Origin of the sequence: Bradyrhizobium sp. LTSPM299 (genome assembly GCF_000938235.1) — a bacterium.
In the GTDB taxonomy this organism is placed as follows: Bacteria; Pseudomonadota; Alphaproteobacteria; order Rhizobiales; family Xanthobacteraceae; genus Bradyrhizobium.
Genome location: NZ_JYMU01000038.1, coordinates 81,039 through 96,508 on the forward strand (window position 1 = coordinate 81,039; position 15,470 = coordinate 96,508).

General features: G+C 64.8%; 14 protein-coding genes and 1 pseudogene. 9 read left to right on the top strand and 6 right to left on the bottom strand.

Annotation, left to right across the window (positions count from 1 at the left end):
- Positions 1-51: 51 nt before the first annotated feature.
- The 7 genes from UP10_RS20000 (at position 52) to UP10_RS20030 (ending at position 7,287) form a co-directional block, all read left to right on the top strand.
- A complete protein-coding gene (locus UP10_RS20000; protein WP_044588997.1) occupies positions 52-636 on the top strand; it encodes an NnrU family protein in 585 nt (194 codons plus the stop codon).
- A gap of 1 nt (position 637) precedes the next feature.
- Complete coding sequence (gene panB, locus UP10_RS20005) at positions 638-1,459, top strand: 3-methyl-2-oxobutanoate hydroxymethyltransferase (protein WP_044588998.1); 822 nt, start codon at positions 638-640, stop codon at positions 1,457-1,459.
- Between the two features lie 33 nt (positions 1,460-1,492).
- Positions 1,493-3,091, top strand: a complete 1,599-nt coding sequence (locus UP10_RS20010; protein ID WP_044588999.1) for a class I adenylate-forming enzyme family protein — start codon at positions 1,493-1,495, stop codon at positions 3,089-3,091.
- Between the two features lie 154 nt (positions 3,092-3,245).
- Positions 3,246-3,899 carry a tetratricopeptide repeat protein gene (locus UP10_RS20015; protein WP_044536481.1) on the top strand — a complete coding sequence of 218 codons (654 nt, stop codon included), beginning with the start codon at positions 3,246-3,248 and terminating at the stop codon, positions 3,897-3,899.
- Positions 3,900-3,932: 33 nt separating this feature from the next.
- Entirely contained in the window at positions 3,933-4,502 is a 570-nt protein-coding gene (locus tag UP10_RS20020) for a hypothetical protein (protein WP_044589000.1), read from the top strand.
- Positions 4,503-4,657: 155 nt separating this feature from the next.
- On the top strand, positions 4,658-6,046 hold the full coding sequence (der, locus tag UP10_RS20025; protein WP_044589001.1) for a ribosome biogenesis GTPase Der: 1,389 nt from the start codon (positions 4,658-4,660) through the stop codon (positions 6,044-6,046).
- Positions 6,043-7,287 carry a TCR/Tet family MFS transporter gene (locus UP10_RS20030; protein WP_044589002.1) on the top strand — a complete coding sequence of 415 codons (1,245 nt, stop codon included), beginning with the start codon at positions 6,043-6,045 and terminating at the stop codon, positions 7,285-7,287. The genes der and UP10_RS20030 overlap by 4 nt, the downstream gene beginning before the upstream one ends.
- 102 nt (positions 7,288-7,389) lie before the next feature.
- Here the strand turns inward: UP10_RS20030 and UP10_RS20035 are convergent, their stop codons facing one another.
- Complete coding sequence (locus tag UP10_RS20035; RefSeq protein ID WP_044589003.1) at positions 7,390-7,779, bottom strand: YybH family protein; 390 nt, start codon at positions 7,777-7,779, stop codon at positions 7,390-7,392.
- Positions 7,780-8,043: 264 nt separating this feature from the next.
- Between UP10_RS20035 and UP10_RS20040 the strand changes: the two genes are divergently transcribed.
- Together UP10_RS20040 and UP10_RS20045 are read left to right on the top strand one after the other, a co-directional pair.
- Positions 8,044-8,703, top strand: a complete 660-nt coding sequence (locus tag UP10_RS20040; RefSeq protein WP_044589004.1) for an outer membrane protein — start codon at positions 8,044-8,046, stop codon at positions 8,701-8,703.
- Between the two features lie 72 nt (positions 8,704-8,775).
- Positions 8,776-9,369, top strand: a complete 594-nt coding sequence (locus UP10_RS20045) for a TetR/AcrR family transcriptional regulator (protein ID WP_044589005.1) — start codon at positions 8,776-8,778, stop codon at positions 9,367-9,369.
- A 153-nt stretch (positions 9,370-9,522) separates the two neighbouring features.
- Here the strand turns inward: UP10_RS20045 and UP10_RS20050 are convergent, their stop codons facing one another.
- From UP10_RS20050 to UP10_RS20070, 5 genes and pseudogenes are all read right to left on the bottom strand, one after another.
- Entirely contained in the window at positions 9,523-10,758 is a 1,236-nt protein-coding gene (locus UP10_RS20050; RefSeq protein WP_044589006.1) for an ABC transporter substrate-binding protein, read from the bottom strand.
- 142 nt (positions 10,759-10,900) lie between these two features.
- The gene (locus UP10_RS20055; RefSeq protein WP_197086858.1) at positions 10,901-11,857 is read right to left on the bottom strand and encodes a helix-turn-helix transcriptional regulator; all 957 of its coding nucleotides are present in this window, start codon (positions 11,855-11,857) and stop codon (positions 10,901-10,903) included.
- Positions 11,858-12,109: 252 nt separating this feature from the next.
- On the bottom strand, positions 12,110-12,934 hold the full coding sequence (locus tag UP10_RS20060) for an outer membrane protein (RefSeq protein ID WP_044589008.1): 825 nt from the start codon (positions 12,932-12,934) through the stop codon (positions 12,110-12,112).
- 156 nt (positions 12,935-13,090) lie between these two features.
- Positions 13,091-14,229, bottom strand: a pseudogene (locus UP10_RS20065) (NHL repeat-containing protein).
- A 141-nt stretch (positions 14,230-14,370) separates the two neighbouring features.
- Positions 14,371-15,470, bottom strand: a 1,100-nt coding sequence (locus tag UP10_RS20070) for an IS4 family transposase (RefSeq protein WP_044585443.1), incomplete at its 5' end; no start/stop codon positions are given.

A 15,470-nucleotide genomic window follows, 5' to 3' on the forward strand; every position in this document is an offset into this window, starting at 1 on the left:
GTCGCCTGAAGGTGGTACGCGAAGACAGCAAGGACATAGGGGAGGAATATCGTGGGACTGCTGGTCATGATCCTGGGCCTCGTGCTGTTCCTCGGCGTCCATGTGCTCACCACAAAGCGCGCGCTGCGCGCGAGCTTCGTGCGTGCGATGGGCGAGGGCGGCTACAAGATCGTCTACTCGCTGGTGTCGGCGGCAGGGCTCGCGTTGATCGTCTGGGGCTTTGCGGACTACCGCGCCACCGGCTGGATCGACGTCTGGACGCCGCCGACCGCGATGAAGCACATCACCGTGGCGCTGATGCTGCCGGCCGTCATCCTCGTCGTCGCGTCCTATATCCGGGGCCGCATCTACACCACGCTGAAGCATCCGATGCTGGCCGGCGTGAAGCTGTGGGCCGTCGCGCACTTGCTCGCCAATGGCGACCTCGGCTCGATCATCTTATTCGGCTCGTTTCTCGGCTGGGCGGTCTATGACCGCATCTCGCTGAAGCGCCGTGCGGATGCCGGGGCGCCGCCGATCCCGGTGGGCGGCCCGACCAACGATCTGATTGCGATCGCGGTCGGTGTCATCGCCTATCTGGCGCTGGCGTTTGCGTTCCATCCAGTCGTGATCGGCGTGCCCGTGATGGGAGCCTGAATTGTCCGTCCAATCCGCCATCAGGCGCAAGACCGCGCCCGATCTGCGCGCCCGCAAGAACGGCGAGCCGATCGTGATGCTGACCTCGTATCACGCGCACACCGCGGCGCTGGTCGACCGTCACTGCGACGCCATCCTGGTCGGCGATTCCCTCGGCAACGTCATGCACGGCTTCGAGACCACCGTTCCTGTTACCCTCGACATGATGATCCTGCAGGGCAGCGCGGTGATGCGTGGTTCGCAGCAGGCGCTCGTAGTCGTCGACATGCCGTTCGGCTCCTATGAAGCCTCGAAGGAGCAGGCGTTTCACTCCGCGGTGCGGATCATGAAGGAAACGCTGTGCGGCGCCGTCAAGCTCGAGGGTGGCGTGCGGATGGCGGAGACGGTGGCGTTCCTGACCGGGCGCGGCATTCCTGTGATGGGCCATATCGGGCTGACGCCGCAATCGATCAACACACTCGGCTCGTTCCGCGCACAGGGCCGCGAGGAAGCGAATTGGGCGCCGATCGAGAATGACGCTCACGCGATCGCCGACGCCGGCGCGTTCTCGATCGTGGTCGAGGCGGTCGCGGAGCCGCTGGCGCGCAAGATCACGCAGTCGATCGCGGTGCCGACCATCGGCATCGGCGCCAGCGTGGCCTGCGACGGCCAGGTGCTGGTGCTGGAGGACATGCTCGGCCTGTCGCCGCGGGCGCCGAAATTCGTCCGCCGTTACGGCAATCTCGGTCCGGCGATCGAGGAGGCGATTGCAGGCTATTCGCGCGACGTGAAGAGCCGCGCCTTTCCGGGGCCGGAGCACGTCTACGACATGAAGAAGAGCTGACGGGGCAAGGGGCGGGGCAGGGACGGAGCAAGGATGGACTGGTCGCAACATTCCCTTCCGCCGATGCGGCTCGAGCCGCGCTTTGGCGACCGCGTCGTACCGGCTTTCGTGGAGCGGCCGGGGAGCCTGTGGGCGATGATCGCGCAAGCCGTCGCGCAGAATGGCGACGGCGAGGCGCTGGTCTGCGGTGACATCAGGATGACCTGGCGCGAGGTCGCGCGGCAATCGTCCAAGGTTGCAGCGGGCTTCGACAAGCTCGGGCTCGCGCGCGGCGACCGCGTCGCAATCCTGCTCGGCAACCGCATCGAATTCGTGCTGACGATGTTCGCCGCCGCGCATGCCGGGCTGGTGACGGTGCTGCTGTCGACACGCCAGCAGAAGCCCGAGATCGCCTATGTGCTGGCCGATTGCGGCGCGAAGCTGCTGGTCCACGAGGCGTCGCTTGCCGACCGCCTGCCAGATGTTGTCGACATTCCCGAGCTGAAGCATCGCATCTCCGTCAGTGATGATGCTGCCTCGCAGTTCGCCGGACTGCTCGACAATGCCCCCGCGTCGGCGCCTGCGGAGGTGAGGGAGGAGGACACCGCGATGATCCTCTACACGTCAGGCACGACCGGCCGGCCGAAGGGCGCGATGCTCGCCCATTGCAACATCATCCATTCGTCAATGGTGTTCGTGTCCTGTCTGATGCTGACGACATCGGATCGCTCGATCGCCGCGGTGCCGCTCGCCCATGTCACCGGCGCAGTTGCCAACATCACGACCATGGTTGCTTGCGCCGGCGCGCTGATCGTCATGCCCGAGTTCAAGGCGGCAGAATATCTGAAGGTCGCCGCGCGCGAGCGCGTCACCTACACGGTGATGGTGCCGGCGATGTACAATCTCTGCCTGTTGCAGCCTGATTTCGACAGCTATGATTTGTCGAGCTGGCGGATCGGCGGCTTCGGCGGCGCGCCGATGCCGGTCGCCACCATCGAGAGGCTCGACGCCAAGATTCCCGGGCTCAAGCTTGCCAACTGCTACGGCGCGACCGAGACCACGTCGCCCTCGACCATCATGCCGGGCGAATTGACATCAGCCCATATCGACAGCGTCGGCCTGCCGTGCCCGGGCGCCGAGATCATCGTGATGGGAGCTGATGGCCGCGAGGTGCCGCGCGGCGAGATCGGCGAACTCTGGATCCGCAGCGCCTCCGTCATCAAGGGCTACTGGAACAACCCGAAGGCATCAGCGGAAAGTTTCACGGCCGGCTTCTGGCATTCCGGCGATCTCGGCGCGGTCGATGCGCAAAACTTCGTCCGCGTGCTCGACCGCCAGAAGGACATGATCAACCGCGGCGGGCTGAAGATCTACTCGGCCGAGGTCGAGTCGGTGCTTGCAGGCCATCCCGCCGTGATCGAGAGCGCGATCATCGCAAAGCCGTGCCCGGTGCTGGGCGAGCGGGTGCACGCGGTGATCGTGACGCGGTCCGAGGTGAATGCGGAGGGCTTACGCGCCTGGTGCGCCGAGCGGCTGTCGGACTACAAGGTGCCGGAGACGATGGCGCTGACGACGGACCCGCTGCCGCGCAACGCCAACGGCAAGGTGATCAAGCGGCAGCTGCGGGACACCCTCGCTGCGGCGGGCGCGTGAGCGCGGCGGCAGGTTCTCCCCGTTAACGCTTTGATCCGCCTCGCTTTGCCTTGCCACCGCCATATCGTTAGGGTAACGCCGCCGCGATGTGGGGATCGGGTGCGTGCCGGGCCCAGCCGATAGCGTCGGCCCTGTGGGGATGGGATAGCCTTAAGTGTCTGAATTATTTGATGAAGTCGACGAGGATGTCCGTCGCGATCAGCTCAAGAAGCTGTGGGACAAATACTCGCTTTTGATCATCGCCCTGGCGATCCTGGTCGTCGCGGGCGTCGGTGGCTGGCGCGGCTACCAGTATGTCGAGGGCAAGAAGGCCGCGGAAGCCGGTGCGGCGTTCGACCGCGCGTCCGAATTGTCCGAGCAGAACAAGCATGCCGAGGCCGAAGCCGCCTTTGCCGACCTCGCCGCCAAGGCGCCATCCGGCTATCGCATTCTGGCCCGGCTGCGCGCGGCCGCCGAGATCGCAACGCGCGACCCGCAGGCCGCGGCGAAGGCATATGACGACATCGCAGCCGACCGCAGCGTCGGCGTCGCCGAGCAGGATCTGGCGCGGATCCGCGCAGCCCAGCTCGTGATCGATACCACCACCTATCCGAACATGCTGCAGCGGCTCGAGCCGGCCACTGCGCAGGGCTCGACCTTCCGCCACACCGCGCGTGAAATGCTGGCGCTGTCGGCCTGGCACGCCAACGATGCCACTGCCACGCGGCAGTGGCTCGACCAGATTGCCAATGACGGCGACACGCCGCCGAGCCTGCGCTCGCGCGCCGAGGCGCTGCAGGCCTTGTTGCCGCCGGTCGCCAAGAGCTAGTCGGCGAAACCCGAGTTGAGTGAGAGATCGACCATGCGCCGCTCGCAACGCCTGATCGCAGCCGCTATCCTCGTCTCGCTTTGCAGCGTGCTGGCGGGCTGTGGTGGTGGCGGCATGGCCAATTTCGATCCCTCCGATCTGCTCGACTTCCTCGACACCAAGAAGAAGCTGGCCGGCGACCGCAAGCCGGTGTTCCCCGACGGCGTGCCGGGCCTCGAGCAGGGCGTACCGAAGGATCTGTACAAGGGCTCGCAGCAGGAGCAGCTCGACCGGCAGAACGCCGCGGCAGCAGCTCCGGCAACGCCGCCGCCCGAGTCGCCGCAATCGGCCAAGAAGCGCGGCAAGGGCAAGCCGGCCCCGGCGACTGCGGCCACCGCACCGGCCGCGGATCAGGCCGCCGCTCCCGATGCGGCGCCATCCGAGGAGGGCGCTCCCGCTGCCCTGCCGCCGGAGCCGAAGCAGAAGAAAAAGATCGTGCGCCGCCGGACCACCGCGCCGCCCGCCGACGACCAGGCGCAGCAGCCGGCCGCACCGGCACAGACCACGCAACAATCCGGCGCGGCGTTCCCTGCGCCGATGCCGAGCGGCACGTTTAACCGCTAAAGCGCGATGAGATTGGGTTGAATCGTCATCGCGCTTTAGCTCCTTGTTTGAGCATGATCTTTTCGGAAAACCACTTCACACTTTTCCGGATCATGCTCTAGGATTCTGTTTCAATTCGTTTGACGCGCGCTGCCGACGCAGCGCCTGGATGATCCATGTCTTTCACCATTGCCATTATCGGCCGGCCCAATGTCGGCAAATCGACGCTGTTCAACCGGCTGGTCGGGCAGAAGCTCGCGCTGGTCGATGACGAGCCCGGCGTGACCCGCGACCGCCGCGAGGGACAGGCGCAGCTCTATGATCTCGAATTCACCATCATCGATACCGCCGGCCTCGACGAGGGCGCCAAGGGCTCGCTGACGGCGCGGATGCAGGAGCAGACCGAGATCGCAATCGAACTCGCCGACGCGCTGATGTTCGTGATCGACGCCCGCCAGGGCCTGACACCGAACGACCGCACTTTTGCCGACTTCGCCCGCCGCGCCAACAAGCCGGTGGTGCTGGTCGCCAACAAGGCCGAAGGCAGACATGGCGAGATCGGCGCCATGGAGTCTTACGCGCTGGGCCTTGGCGATCCCGTCCAGATCTCCGCCGAGCATGGCGAGGGCCTGGTCGATCTCCGCGATGCGCTCAGCGCGCTGATGCCGGAGCCGGTCGAGGAGGACGAGGAAGAGGAGATCGAGGGCGTCGAGGATTGGACGGACGAGGAGATCGCGCAGCGCCCGATCCGTGTCGCCATCGTCGGGCGGCCCAATGCCGGCAAGTCGACGCTGATCAACCATCTGCTCGGCGAGGAACGGCTGCTGACCAGCCCCGAGGCCGGTACCACGCGCGATTCCATCGCGGTCGAGATTGTCTGGAAGGGCCGCCAGTTCCGCGTGTTCGATACCGCCGGTCTGCGCCGCCGGTCGCGCATCGAGGAGAAGCTGGAAAAGCTCTCGGTCGCCGACGCGCTGCGCGCGGTGCGGTTCGCCGAGGTGGTCGTGATGATGATGGACTCGCAGAACAAGTTCGAGGAGCAGGATCTGCGCATCGCCGATCTGATCGAGCGCGAGGGCCGCGCGATCGTGCTCGCGGCCAATAAGTGGGATTTGATGGAGCGCAAGGGCAGTCTGGTTTCCGCGCTGCGCACCGACGTCGACCACTGGCTGCCGCAGGTCAAGGGCGCGCCTGTCGTCGCGGTGTCCGGCCTGATGGGCGAGGGCATCGACCGGCTGATGACGGCGATCCAGGAGGCTTACGCGGTCTGGAACAAGCGCGTGCCGACCGCGGCGCTCAATCGCTGGTTCGAGGAGGCGGTCCAGGCCAGTCCGCCGCCCGCGGTTTCGGGCCGCCGGCTGAAGCTGAACTACATCACCCAGAACAAGGCGCGGCCGCCGAGCTTTGTGCTGTTCTGCTCGCGCGCCGACGCCGTCCCGCAATCCTATCTGCGCTATCTCACCAATTCGATGCGCGAGGCATTCGATCTGCCGGGGACGCCGATCAGGATCACGCTGCGCGAGAAGGCCAATCCGTTCGCCCACAAGCGCAAACGGCCATCATGAGCGGAGAGGCTGAAGTCGACGCTGCGGCCGTGCCGCAGGCGCGCGGCGGCGCGGTCATCTTCATCTTCGTCACGCTGCTGCTCGATATGCTGGCGCTCGGCATCATCATTCCGATCCTGCCGAAATTGATCGAGGGCTTCGTCGACAACGACACCGCGAACGCGGCGCGCGTCTTCGGCCTGTTCGGCACGATCTGGGCGCTGATGCAGTTTGTCTTCTCGCCGGTCCTGGGCGCGGTGTCGGACCGCTTCGGCCGCCGGCCTGTTGTGCTGCTGTCGAATTTCGGCCTCGCCGCCGACTATGTCGTGATGGCCTTGGCGCCGACACTGGGCTGGCTGTTCATCGGGCGGATGATCTCCGGCATCACCTCGGCGAGCATCTCGACGGCGTTCGCCTATGTTGCCGACGTCACCGCGCCGGAGCAGCGCGCCGCGATGTTCGGCAAGGTCGGCGTCGCCTTCGGCGCCGGCTTCATCCTGGGGCCGGCGCTCGGCGGCGTGCTCGGCGAGATCGATCCGCGGCTGCCGTTCTGGGTCGCCGGCGGCTTGAGCTTCGCCAATGGTCTCTATGGCCTGCTGATCCTGCCGGAGTCGCTGCCGCCGGAGCGCCGCTCGGCGTTCAAGTGGAAGAGCGCCAACCCGATCGGCGCGCTGCGTCTGTTGCGCTCGAACCGGATGCTCGCCGGCCTGTCGCTGGCGACTTTCTTCGCCCAGCTCGCCCATGTCGTGCTGCCCTCGGTGTTCGTGCTCTACGCCACCTACCGCTATGGCTGGACCACCGCCGCGGTCGGCGGGACGCTGGCGCTGGTCGGCCTTTGCGCGATGATCGTGCAGGGCGCGGCGATCGGCCCGATCGTCAAGCGCCTGGGCGAGCGCAAGGCATTGTTCCTCGGCCTCATCTGCGGCGCGGCCGGCTTCCTGATCTTCGGCGCGGCGCCATCAGGCCATCTGTTCTGGATCGGCATTCCCGTGATGGCGCTGTGGGGCCTCTCGGGCGCGGCGACCCAGGCACTGACCACGCAACTCGTCGCACCGGATCAGCAGGGCCAACTGCAGGGCGCCACCGCCAGCGTGCAGAGTGTCTCGGAGCTGATCGGCCCGTTCCTGTTCACGCTGACCTTTGCCTGGTTCATCGGCGACAACGCGCCCGTGAGGCTACCCGGCGCGCCGTTCTATCTGGCAGGGGCGTTGCTGCTGCTGGCGCTCGTCATCGCGTGGCGCGCGACGTCACAGAAATCTTAGGGTGGGCAAAGCGTAAGCGTGCCCACCATCACGAGCACGCCGCGAATGGTGGGCACGGCGCAAGCGCGCCTTTGCCCACCCTACGCATTTAATTCGACCCGCCTATTCCGTCGCCGGCACCGAATGGTGCTCGCGCGTGATGCGCCAGTCGCCGTCGATCTTGCGCAATCCGATGGTCAGCCTGAACTGGAACTCGCTGTCTGGAGGGCCACAGCGCATCACCGCGACGGCGAAGGCGACGTCATTTCCGGCCGTGATCGAGATGTCCTCTATATCGAAGGCGTCCGAAGGCCTATTACATCCGAAATACAGATCCCACGTCTCCTTGTATTCATCCAGTCCGCGTGACTGGAACGGCGGCGGAACGTCGAACATCACAATATCAGGGTCGTGGTCGGCGAGGATGGCGGAGAGATCCTGCCGGCGAACGGCATCCGCCCATGCTTCGACAAGCGCTCTGATCTGACTCTCGGCCGCATGGTCCGGCTGCATCGTGGCTCTCGCTCTGGTGTTGGCTGATGTCTGCTCCGAGGACGCGTGCGATGGCGTCGATCCGACACGCGACGCAGATTTATTCTGCGGGGCAGGTGGCGGCGTCGGTTCCTCGAGGAGCCGGGACCGCGCGTCCCTGCGCAGCTCCAGGCCGTTCAACTTTGCTATTTACAAACCATCTGGTTGGTTTGTATAGGTTCAAGCACCCGATATGGGCTGGAGAGGTGCGGCTCACCAAGCCGCCGCACGAGGGTAGGGACCACGATGAGCAAAGCCGCGACGCATTCCACGATCTACGCAGCCGCCCTGACGGCGATTTTGGCTTCCGGCAGAGCGCCCGCCGCGGATCTTTCGCCGCGTTACGCGGCGCCGTCCTATACCTCGGCGCAACCGGTGTTTTCCTGGACCGGCCTCTATGGCGGATTCAATGTCGGCGCAGGCTCCAGCGGCGACGGCGCTTTCAGCAATGTCCTGGGCGCGGATGCCGGCAAGGTTCGCGGCGCGCTGGGAGGTCTGCAGGTTGGTTACAATTACCAGGTCTCGCCGATGTTCGTGGTCGGCATCGAAAATGATCTGGTCGGCACCGGTCTCTCAAACCACGACGCGGTGAACAGCGCCGCCGTGAGCGTGCCCTGGTTGATGACCGGACGGGCCCGCGCGGGCGTCGCGCTGCTGGACTCGCGCCTGTTGCTGTACGGAACCGCGGGCCTGGCGTCCGGCGAACTGAAGGATGGGCCGATCAACAAGATGAAGATGGGCTGGACCGCGGGCAGCGGTGCCGAGTGGGCCTTTTCGCCGCAATGGTCGGCCAAGTTCGAATATCTCTATGTCGATCTGAAGCACGACAATCTGCCGGACTGGAACGCAGCCAAATTCCACACCGTCCGCGTCGGCGTGAACTACCATTTCGATCTGTTTCGTTGATCTGTGGGCTGATCAAGAACCGGGGCGCCGCTCCGGTTCTTGATCGCCCGGTGGCGTCCGCGTTGAGTACCCATGGACAATTCTTCTCGCTCGGAACGCTCCCGCAATGCCGCGCTCGAGGCTGCGATCACCATCGTGTCGCGTGATGGTCCCGGCCGCCCGACGCTGGACGCGATCGCGCGCGAATGCGGCCTCAGCAAGGGCGGCCTCATGCATCAGTTCCGGACCAAGGAAGCGGTGCTGAAGGCGCTGCTTGAGCAGCAGATGGCCTATTTTGAGGCGTTCTCGATCCGGGCTCACGCGAAGGCGCGCGATCGCACGGCGCAACCCGAACTCGCGGCGCAGCTCGTCACCATGCAGGAGGCGATCAAAACGCCGCGGACGGGGGCGTTCGCGCTGCTCGCGGCGATGAACGAGAATCCCGAATTGATGGCGTTGCCGCGCGAAGCCGACGCCGAAAAGATTGCGGCCATCAAGGCCGAGGCCTGCGATCCCGAACTCGCGCTGTTGCGCTGGGCGGCGGCGAGGGGACTGCTGTTGAGCTCGATGTTCGGCCTGTCTCCGCTGGCGGATGCGGAGCGCGATCGTCTGTTCGAACGCTTGTTCGACGACAGCCTGTGGACGGTGATCGGGCAGGCCGGCGAGGTCGGCGGCATGGTTTCGTAGGGTGGGCAAAGCGCAAGCGTGCCCACCATCACGAGCAGGCCGCGAATGGTGGGCACGGCGCAAGCGCGCCCTTTGCCCACCCTACGGCACCACGTCTTTTGAAGCGTCATTCCGGGTTCGCGCTTCGCGCGCCCCGGAATGACTGCTACGCAGTTACTTCTTCACCAGCGGGCATTCGCTGGCTTCCAGCGGCTTGGCCGCGTCGTCCGGCGCGATCGTGGCGATCAGCTTGTAGTAGTCCCAGGGATATTTGGACTCTTCCGGCTTCTTCACCTCGAACAGATAGGCCGGAATGATGCGGCGGCCGTCGATCCGCAACGGTCCCTTGCCGAACAAGGGATCGTCGGTCGGAATCTCCTTCATCTTGACGACGACCTTGGCGCCGTCATGCGGATTGCCGCCCATCGCCTCCAGCGCCTTCAGATAGTGCAGGACGCCGGCATAGACGCCGGCGACCGTCATCGAGGGCATGCTGCCCTTCGGCGAGACCTTCTGGAATCGCTTGGACCAGGCGCGGGTCTGGTCGTTCATGTCCCAGTAGAACGATTCCGTGAAGGTGAGGCCCTGCGCGATCTTCAGGCCGAGCGCATGCACGTCGTTGATGAACAGCAGGAGCGCGGCGAGCTTCTGGCCGCCCGCGGTGACGCCGAATTCGGAGGCCTGCTTGATCGAGTTGGTGGTGTCGCCGCCGGCATTGGCAAGGCCGATGATCTTGGCCTTCGAGGCCTGCGCCTGCAGCAGGAACGAGGAGAAGTCCGCGGTGTTGAGCGGATGCTTGACGCCGCCGAGCACCTTGCCGCCATTTGCGGTGACGACCGCCGAGGTGTCGCGCTCCAGCGCATGGCCGAAGGCGTAGTCGGCGGTGAGGAAGAACCAGCTGTCGCCGCCGGCCTTGGTCAGCGCCTTGCCGGTGCCGTTGGCGAGCATGTAGGTGTCGAAAGTGTAGGAGATCGTGTTGGCGTTGCAGGCCTTGCCGGTGAGGTCGGCGGTTGCGGCGCCCGAGTTGAGCACGATCGAATTCTTCTCCTTGGCGAGGTTGCTTACCGCCAGGGCAACGCCGGAGTTCGGCGTATCGGTGATCAGGTCGACCTTCTCGTTGTCGATCCACTGGCGTGCGATGTTGACGCCGACGTCGGGCTTGTTCTGGTGATCGCCGCTGACGACCTCGATCTTCCAGCCCTTGGCGAGCAGGCCGGAGTCTTCCACCGCCATGTTGGCTGCGGCCACCGAGTTCGGGCCGCCGATGTCGGCATAGAGGCCCGACATGTCGTTCAGCACACCGATCTTGACGTTCTTGTCCTTCTTGTCTTGGGCAAACGCAGGGGTTGCAAGGCTAAGGCCAGCGCAAGCGAGAAGCACGGCGTAGCGCCGCGCGAGCGTCGTCGTCATGGGAAATTCCCTCCACTGTCAAAGGTCCGGACGGCTCTCTTGGGGATGAAGCCTTGGTACCGGTCGATCGGGTTCCCGCATACCCTGTCTTTGATCCAGCGGCAATCCGCCAAAAGCCGCACCGGCGGCCCGGAGCCGAGGCCTATTCGCCGTCGGCGCGCGGCGCGCCCATCCGAACGTCGGTCGGGGTGGCGCCGTAGCGGCGCCGGAAGGTGCGGTTGAAATAGGAGAGATCGCCGAACCCCGCCTCGAAGGCCACCGCGCTGATGCTGCGGTCGGCGTGCCGAGGATCGATCAGCATGCGGTGGGCGCGGGCCAATCGTCCGGCCAGCACGAAATCGGTGAAGGTCGTGCCGCCGTCCGCAAGCAGCTGACGGAGATAGCTCTCCGAGATCTGCTGGCTTCGCGCGACGTTGGCAACCGTGAGGTCATGGTGGCCGATCCGCGCGCGAATATGCTCCTTGATCGCCCGCAGCCGCACCGCCCGCAGCCCCTGCTCGTGTGCGCCGCGGCCGCCACTGCCGCCAAGCAGCAGGGCCGCCATATCATGCAGGTGCGATGCGACCATGTTGCGGAGATCAGGCGTCGCCAGCGCGGCCTGATCGTTGAGCATGGTCGCGTAACCAGCCAGAAACTGCAGCACGCGATTGTCGCGGGGGATCGGCCGCGCCACCAGATCGTCGATCTCGGCGACGTGGGACGACAGCAGGCTCCGGCTCAGACGCAGATTGATGACGCGCGTCGCGGTCCGGCCAATGAAGGTGGCTTCGGCGCCGTTGGCGGTGAGAACGGCTTCGCCCTCATTGACCGTCGCAACCCGGCCGTACTGGCTCACTTCGCCGACGCCGTTTTGCATCACCACGAGCACGACGTCATCATTGTCGAGCAGCGCCGAAGTGTGCCGGTTGCGCATCGGCGACAGCGTGCCCGCCGCCATCGCCACGCCCGGCAGCGATCGCAGCGTGAGATTGATGTCGAGCCGATGACCGTCGAGTGGATCGATTTCGATACCGAGAATCTCGCGGCCGAAGATCTCGCGAAAAGCGTCGATTCCGTCTGCACCCTGGAAGGCTTCGGTGGTGACTCGGAGCGTCTTCATCTCGTCGTCCGTCATGCGTTTCAAATCCGCTCACCGGTCATTCCGCGCGGATTTGTCGCATGGTTGCAGAAAGCGGTTCGAATTGCGAACAACCGGCAGCAAGCTTTCCAAAATTTAATCCAGAGTGAAAAAGAGAATAGCCGCGCCTGCACTGCGCGATGCAAGCGCGCAATGCTGGACGCGGCCGATGGTTGTCGTGATGTCAGCAGAAGGAAAGCGGCGGCGCGATCACGTCGCCGATTGATAAGCGGATCAGTACTTCGCGATCACCGGACCGCTGAACTTGTAGTTCAAGCCGACGCGCAGAACGTTGTCTGATATGCGCGAGCTGGCGTTGCTGGAGAGCGTGCCGCCGCCGAGCGCTGGAATCGTGGTCGCTGATGTGCCGGAGACCCGGCCGAGATCGACATAGAGATATTCGAGCTTCGCAGTCCAGTTGCCGCCGATCGCGCCTTCGATGCCGACACCGACCGTGTAGCCGGCCTTGGTATCGGTCGCGGAGAACGGCGTCAGCGCAGCGCCGATCGTGCCGTTTGATGCGACTTCGCCATAGGCGAGACCGCCGGTGACGTAGAGCAGGACCCTCGGTGTCGCCAGAACGCCAACGCGGCCGCGAACCGTTCCGAACCAGTCGATCTTTTGATTCAAGGTCACCGGAACGGCCGGGCCGGGGAGGACCAGCGCGAGGAAGCCGCCCAACGGGGGCGTGCAGACCGAGACGCCGCAGGTAAATCCGCGGCTGCCCTTCTCGTCGGTGCCCTGGATGTCGGCCTCGAGGCCCCACACCCAGTTCTGCATCTGCCAATTGTAGCCGATCTGTCCGCCGCCGACGACGCCATCCAGGTTGGAGCTGCCGGCGCTGGTGAACAGCACCGTTCCGACGCCATTGCTCAGGCTGGAGGTGTCGCTCGACCGGCCCCAGCTGTAACCGATGTTGCCGCCGACATAGAAGCCGGTCCAGTTGTAGCCGGGATCAACGTAAGCGGGCGCTTTCGTGTAGACGGGCGCGGGAAGGTCGGCCGCCAGGGCCGAGGTGGCGCCAAGCACTGCAGCCAACGCCGCAACAACAAATCTCATGGTACAGCCCTCGCAAGAATCTGGACCGTAGTTTTAGAGTTTTGCAGAAAATCGGCTTGGACTGGGCGTCACCCGCCTTGGACTGGGCGCCACCGCCGCTCGATTGAGCGGCGCTGTTGCCGATGGGAGACGGCTGCCGGCCTGGCACGACCGCGTTTAGCGCAGCGCGTCCGACGTCAGCGTGAATTTCTGGATGCGCTTTCCGGTGTCGACTTCGGCGGTATAGACGTTGCCCTTGGCGTCGACCGCCATCGCGTGCACCCAGTGGAATTGCCCGGCGTTGCGCCCGTTGCGGCCAAAGCTGCCGACCACGGTGCCGTCGTCGCGCCTGATGATGCGGATTTCGTTGTTCTCGCCGTCGGCACTCAGGAGATAGGTCTGCTTCGGATCGGGCCAAAGCGCGAGGTCCCAGACCGCGCCGTTGCCGAGCGTGGTCTTCTCGTAGAAGAACTCCTTCACGAAGCTGCCGTCTTTCTTGAACACCTGGATGCGATCGTTGATGCGGTCGCAGACATAGACCAGTCCGTCATTGGCGATCTTCACGCAATGCACGGGATTGCCGAATTGCTGCGACACGGGCGCCTTTGGATCGTAGGGCGGCTGCTTGGCGTCATCAGGCTTGTTGCCATAGGGCCCCAGTGCCGCTTGTAGGCGCCTGACGTGGCGTCGAACACGATGACGCGGTGGTTGCCATAGCCGTCGGCGACGTAGATTTCATTCGCTTCCTTGTCGACGGCGGTCTCGGCGGGCTTGCCGAGCTGCGTGGTGTCGCTGGACCCCTTGCTCGGCGCGATGGTGCCGATCTGCGAGACGAACTTGCCGTCGAGCGTGAACTTCAGGATCGCGTTGTCGTTGTCGGCGTTGCCGCCGATCCAGACGAAGCCGCGTTCGTCGACCTCGATGCCATGCTCGCGACCGACCCATTGATAGCCGTCGCCAGGGCCGCCCCAGGCGCGCAACAGATTGCCGTCGACATCGAACTCGAGCACCGGCGGCGCCGAGATGCAGCATTTCGAGCGCGGCGGATTGAGCGCTGCACCTTTCTCGTCATCGGTCAGCGAGCGCGGCCGATGGATCATCCAGATATGGCCCTGCCAATCCACCGTGATGCCGCCGACCTGGCCGAGGATCCAGTTGTTCGGCAGCGGTTTCGGCCATGACGGGTCGACGGCGAAGGTCGGGATTTCGCCGGCTTGTGCCGGCGCGTGCGCGCCAAGCAAGGCTGCCGATGCGACGCAGGCGGAGAAAATCAATCCGGACAGAGTGGAGCGCGCACGATTGAATGTCGGCGTCATTGATTGTCTCCCGTGATTTTTCTTGGCGGTTGTGCCGCTGGGGAGGGCAGTCAATCGTGGGGCAGGAGTGGAGTCAATTGTGTGGAACGCAAAGTGGAGGCGTAAAAAATGGTGTCATCGCCCGGCTCGACCCTACGAGATTCACACATCTGCTCGGAGTTTCCAGCCGCGAAGCATGGCCTTGAGAGCTTGCAGCCCTTGCATCATTACGATTGGTCCTGGTTTGCCGTAGTAACCGGTCCATCCACCAAGTCGCGCGCACACCCAACTGGCATACGCGAGCGATCCTTTGGGATGAGGGTTCTTCTGTTTCTCGGTCTTGCCTTCGAGGCTTTGGCAAATCGCCTCCAGCGCGGGCTGGTCCTCGGGGTCGAGCGCATCGTGCAACGGCCGCCCAGCCGTACCATCGCGCTCGCGCACCATTTGCAGCACTTGGATGGCGGCGATCAGCGTCGCGGTGGTCAGGTTCTCGAACGGCCCATCCTCAGCGATACGCACCGCCTCGATATCGAAGCCCTTGGTTTTCATCACTCGGAACACCTGCTCGATGGTCCAACGCTGACGGTAGAAGTGCGTGATCTGGAGCGCATCCGCGAGCGTGGCCACCTTATGCGTTGTCAGCAACCGCCAATGCACCGGCGTTATGCCATCCGGCGGATCAACTTCACGCGCTTCGACCAAAGTGAGCGTGACCGTCTTCGGCAGTTTTGCCGCTTCGGCGGGATGGTTGCGTTTCGGCCGCTTCAGGATGATCTCACGTGCGCGCAGCGCCAGCACCGCCTGACGGGCAGGCCGGCCCGGATTGGCCGGCAGATCAATCGTCTCGCGGCCCAGTTCAGCGACACCTTCCATGCAGTTATAGAGCGTGCCCCCACCTTCCAGCACGCGATCATGATGAGCGCGGATCAGCAGCTCGGTCTCAGTGGGACGGCAGGCGAATTCCTCGTAGATATCTCCTTCCCGGTCGGCCACGACGGTGACGCAGGCAGCTCCAGAGGTGACCAAGCTGGCCGCTGTATTTGTCGCGTCGAGCCAACGGCTGCTCTCCTTTTCAGCGAAAGGCCGCTTCTTACAGAGGTGCTTCTTGCCGCCAACGTGATTGAGGAACACCGCATCCACAAGTCCGAGCAAGCCGCCATCGTGGGCGTCTACCGCAATCATTGGATGCAGGTTCAAACTGCGCTGCTTACCATCGTCGCGCAGGGTCGTCGTATCCTGGATCGCGAGGATATGACGCTCCT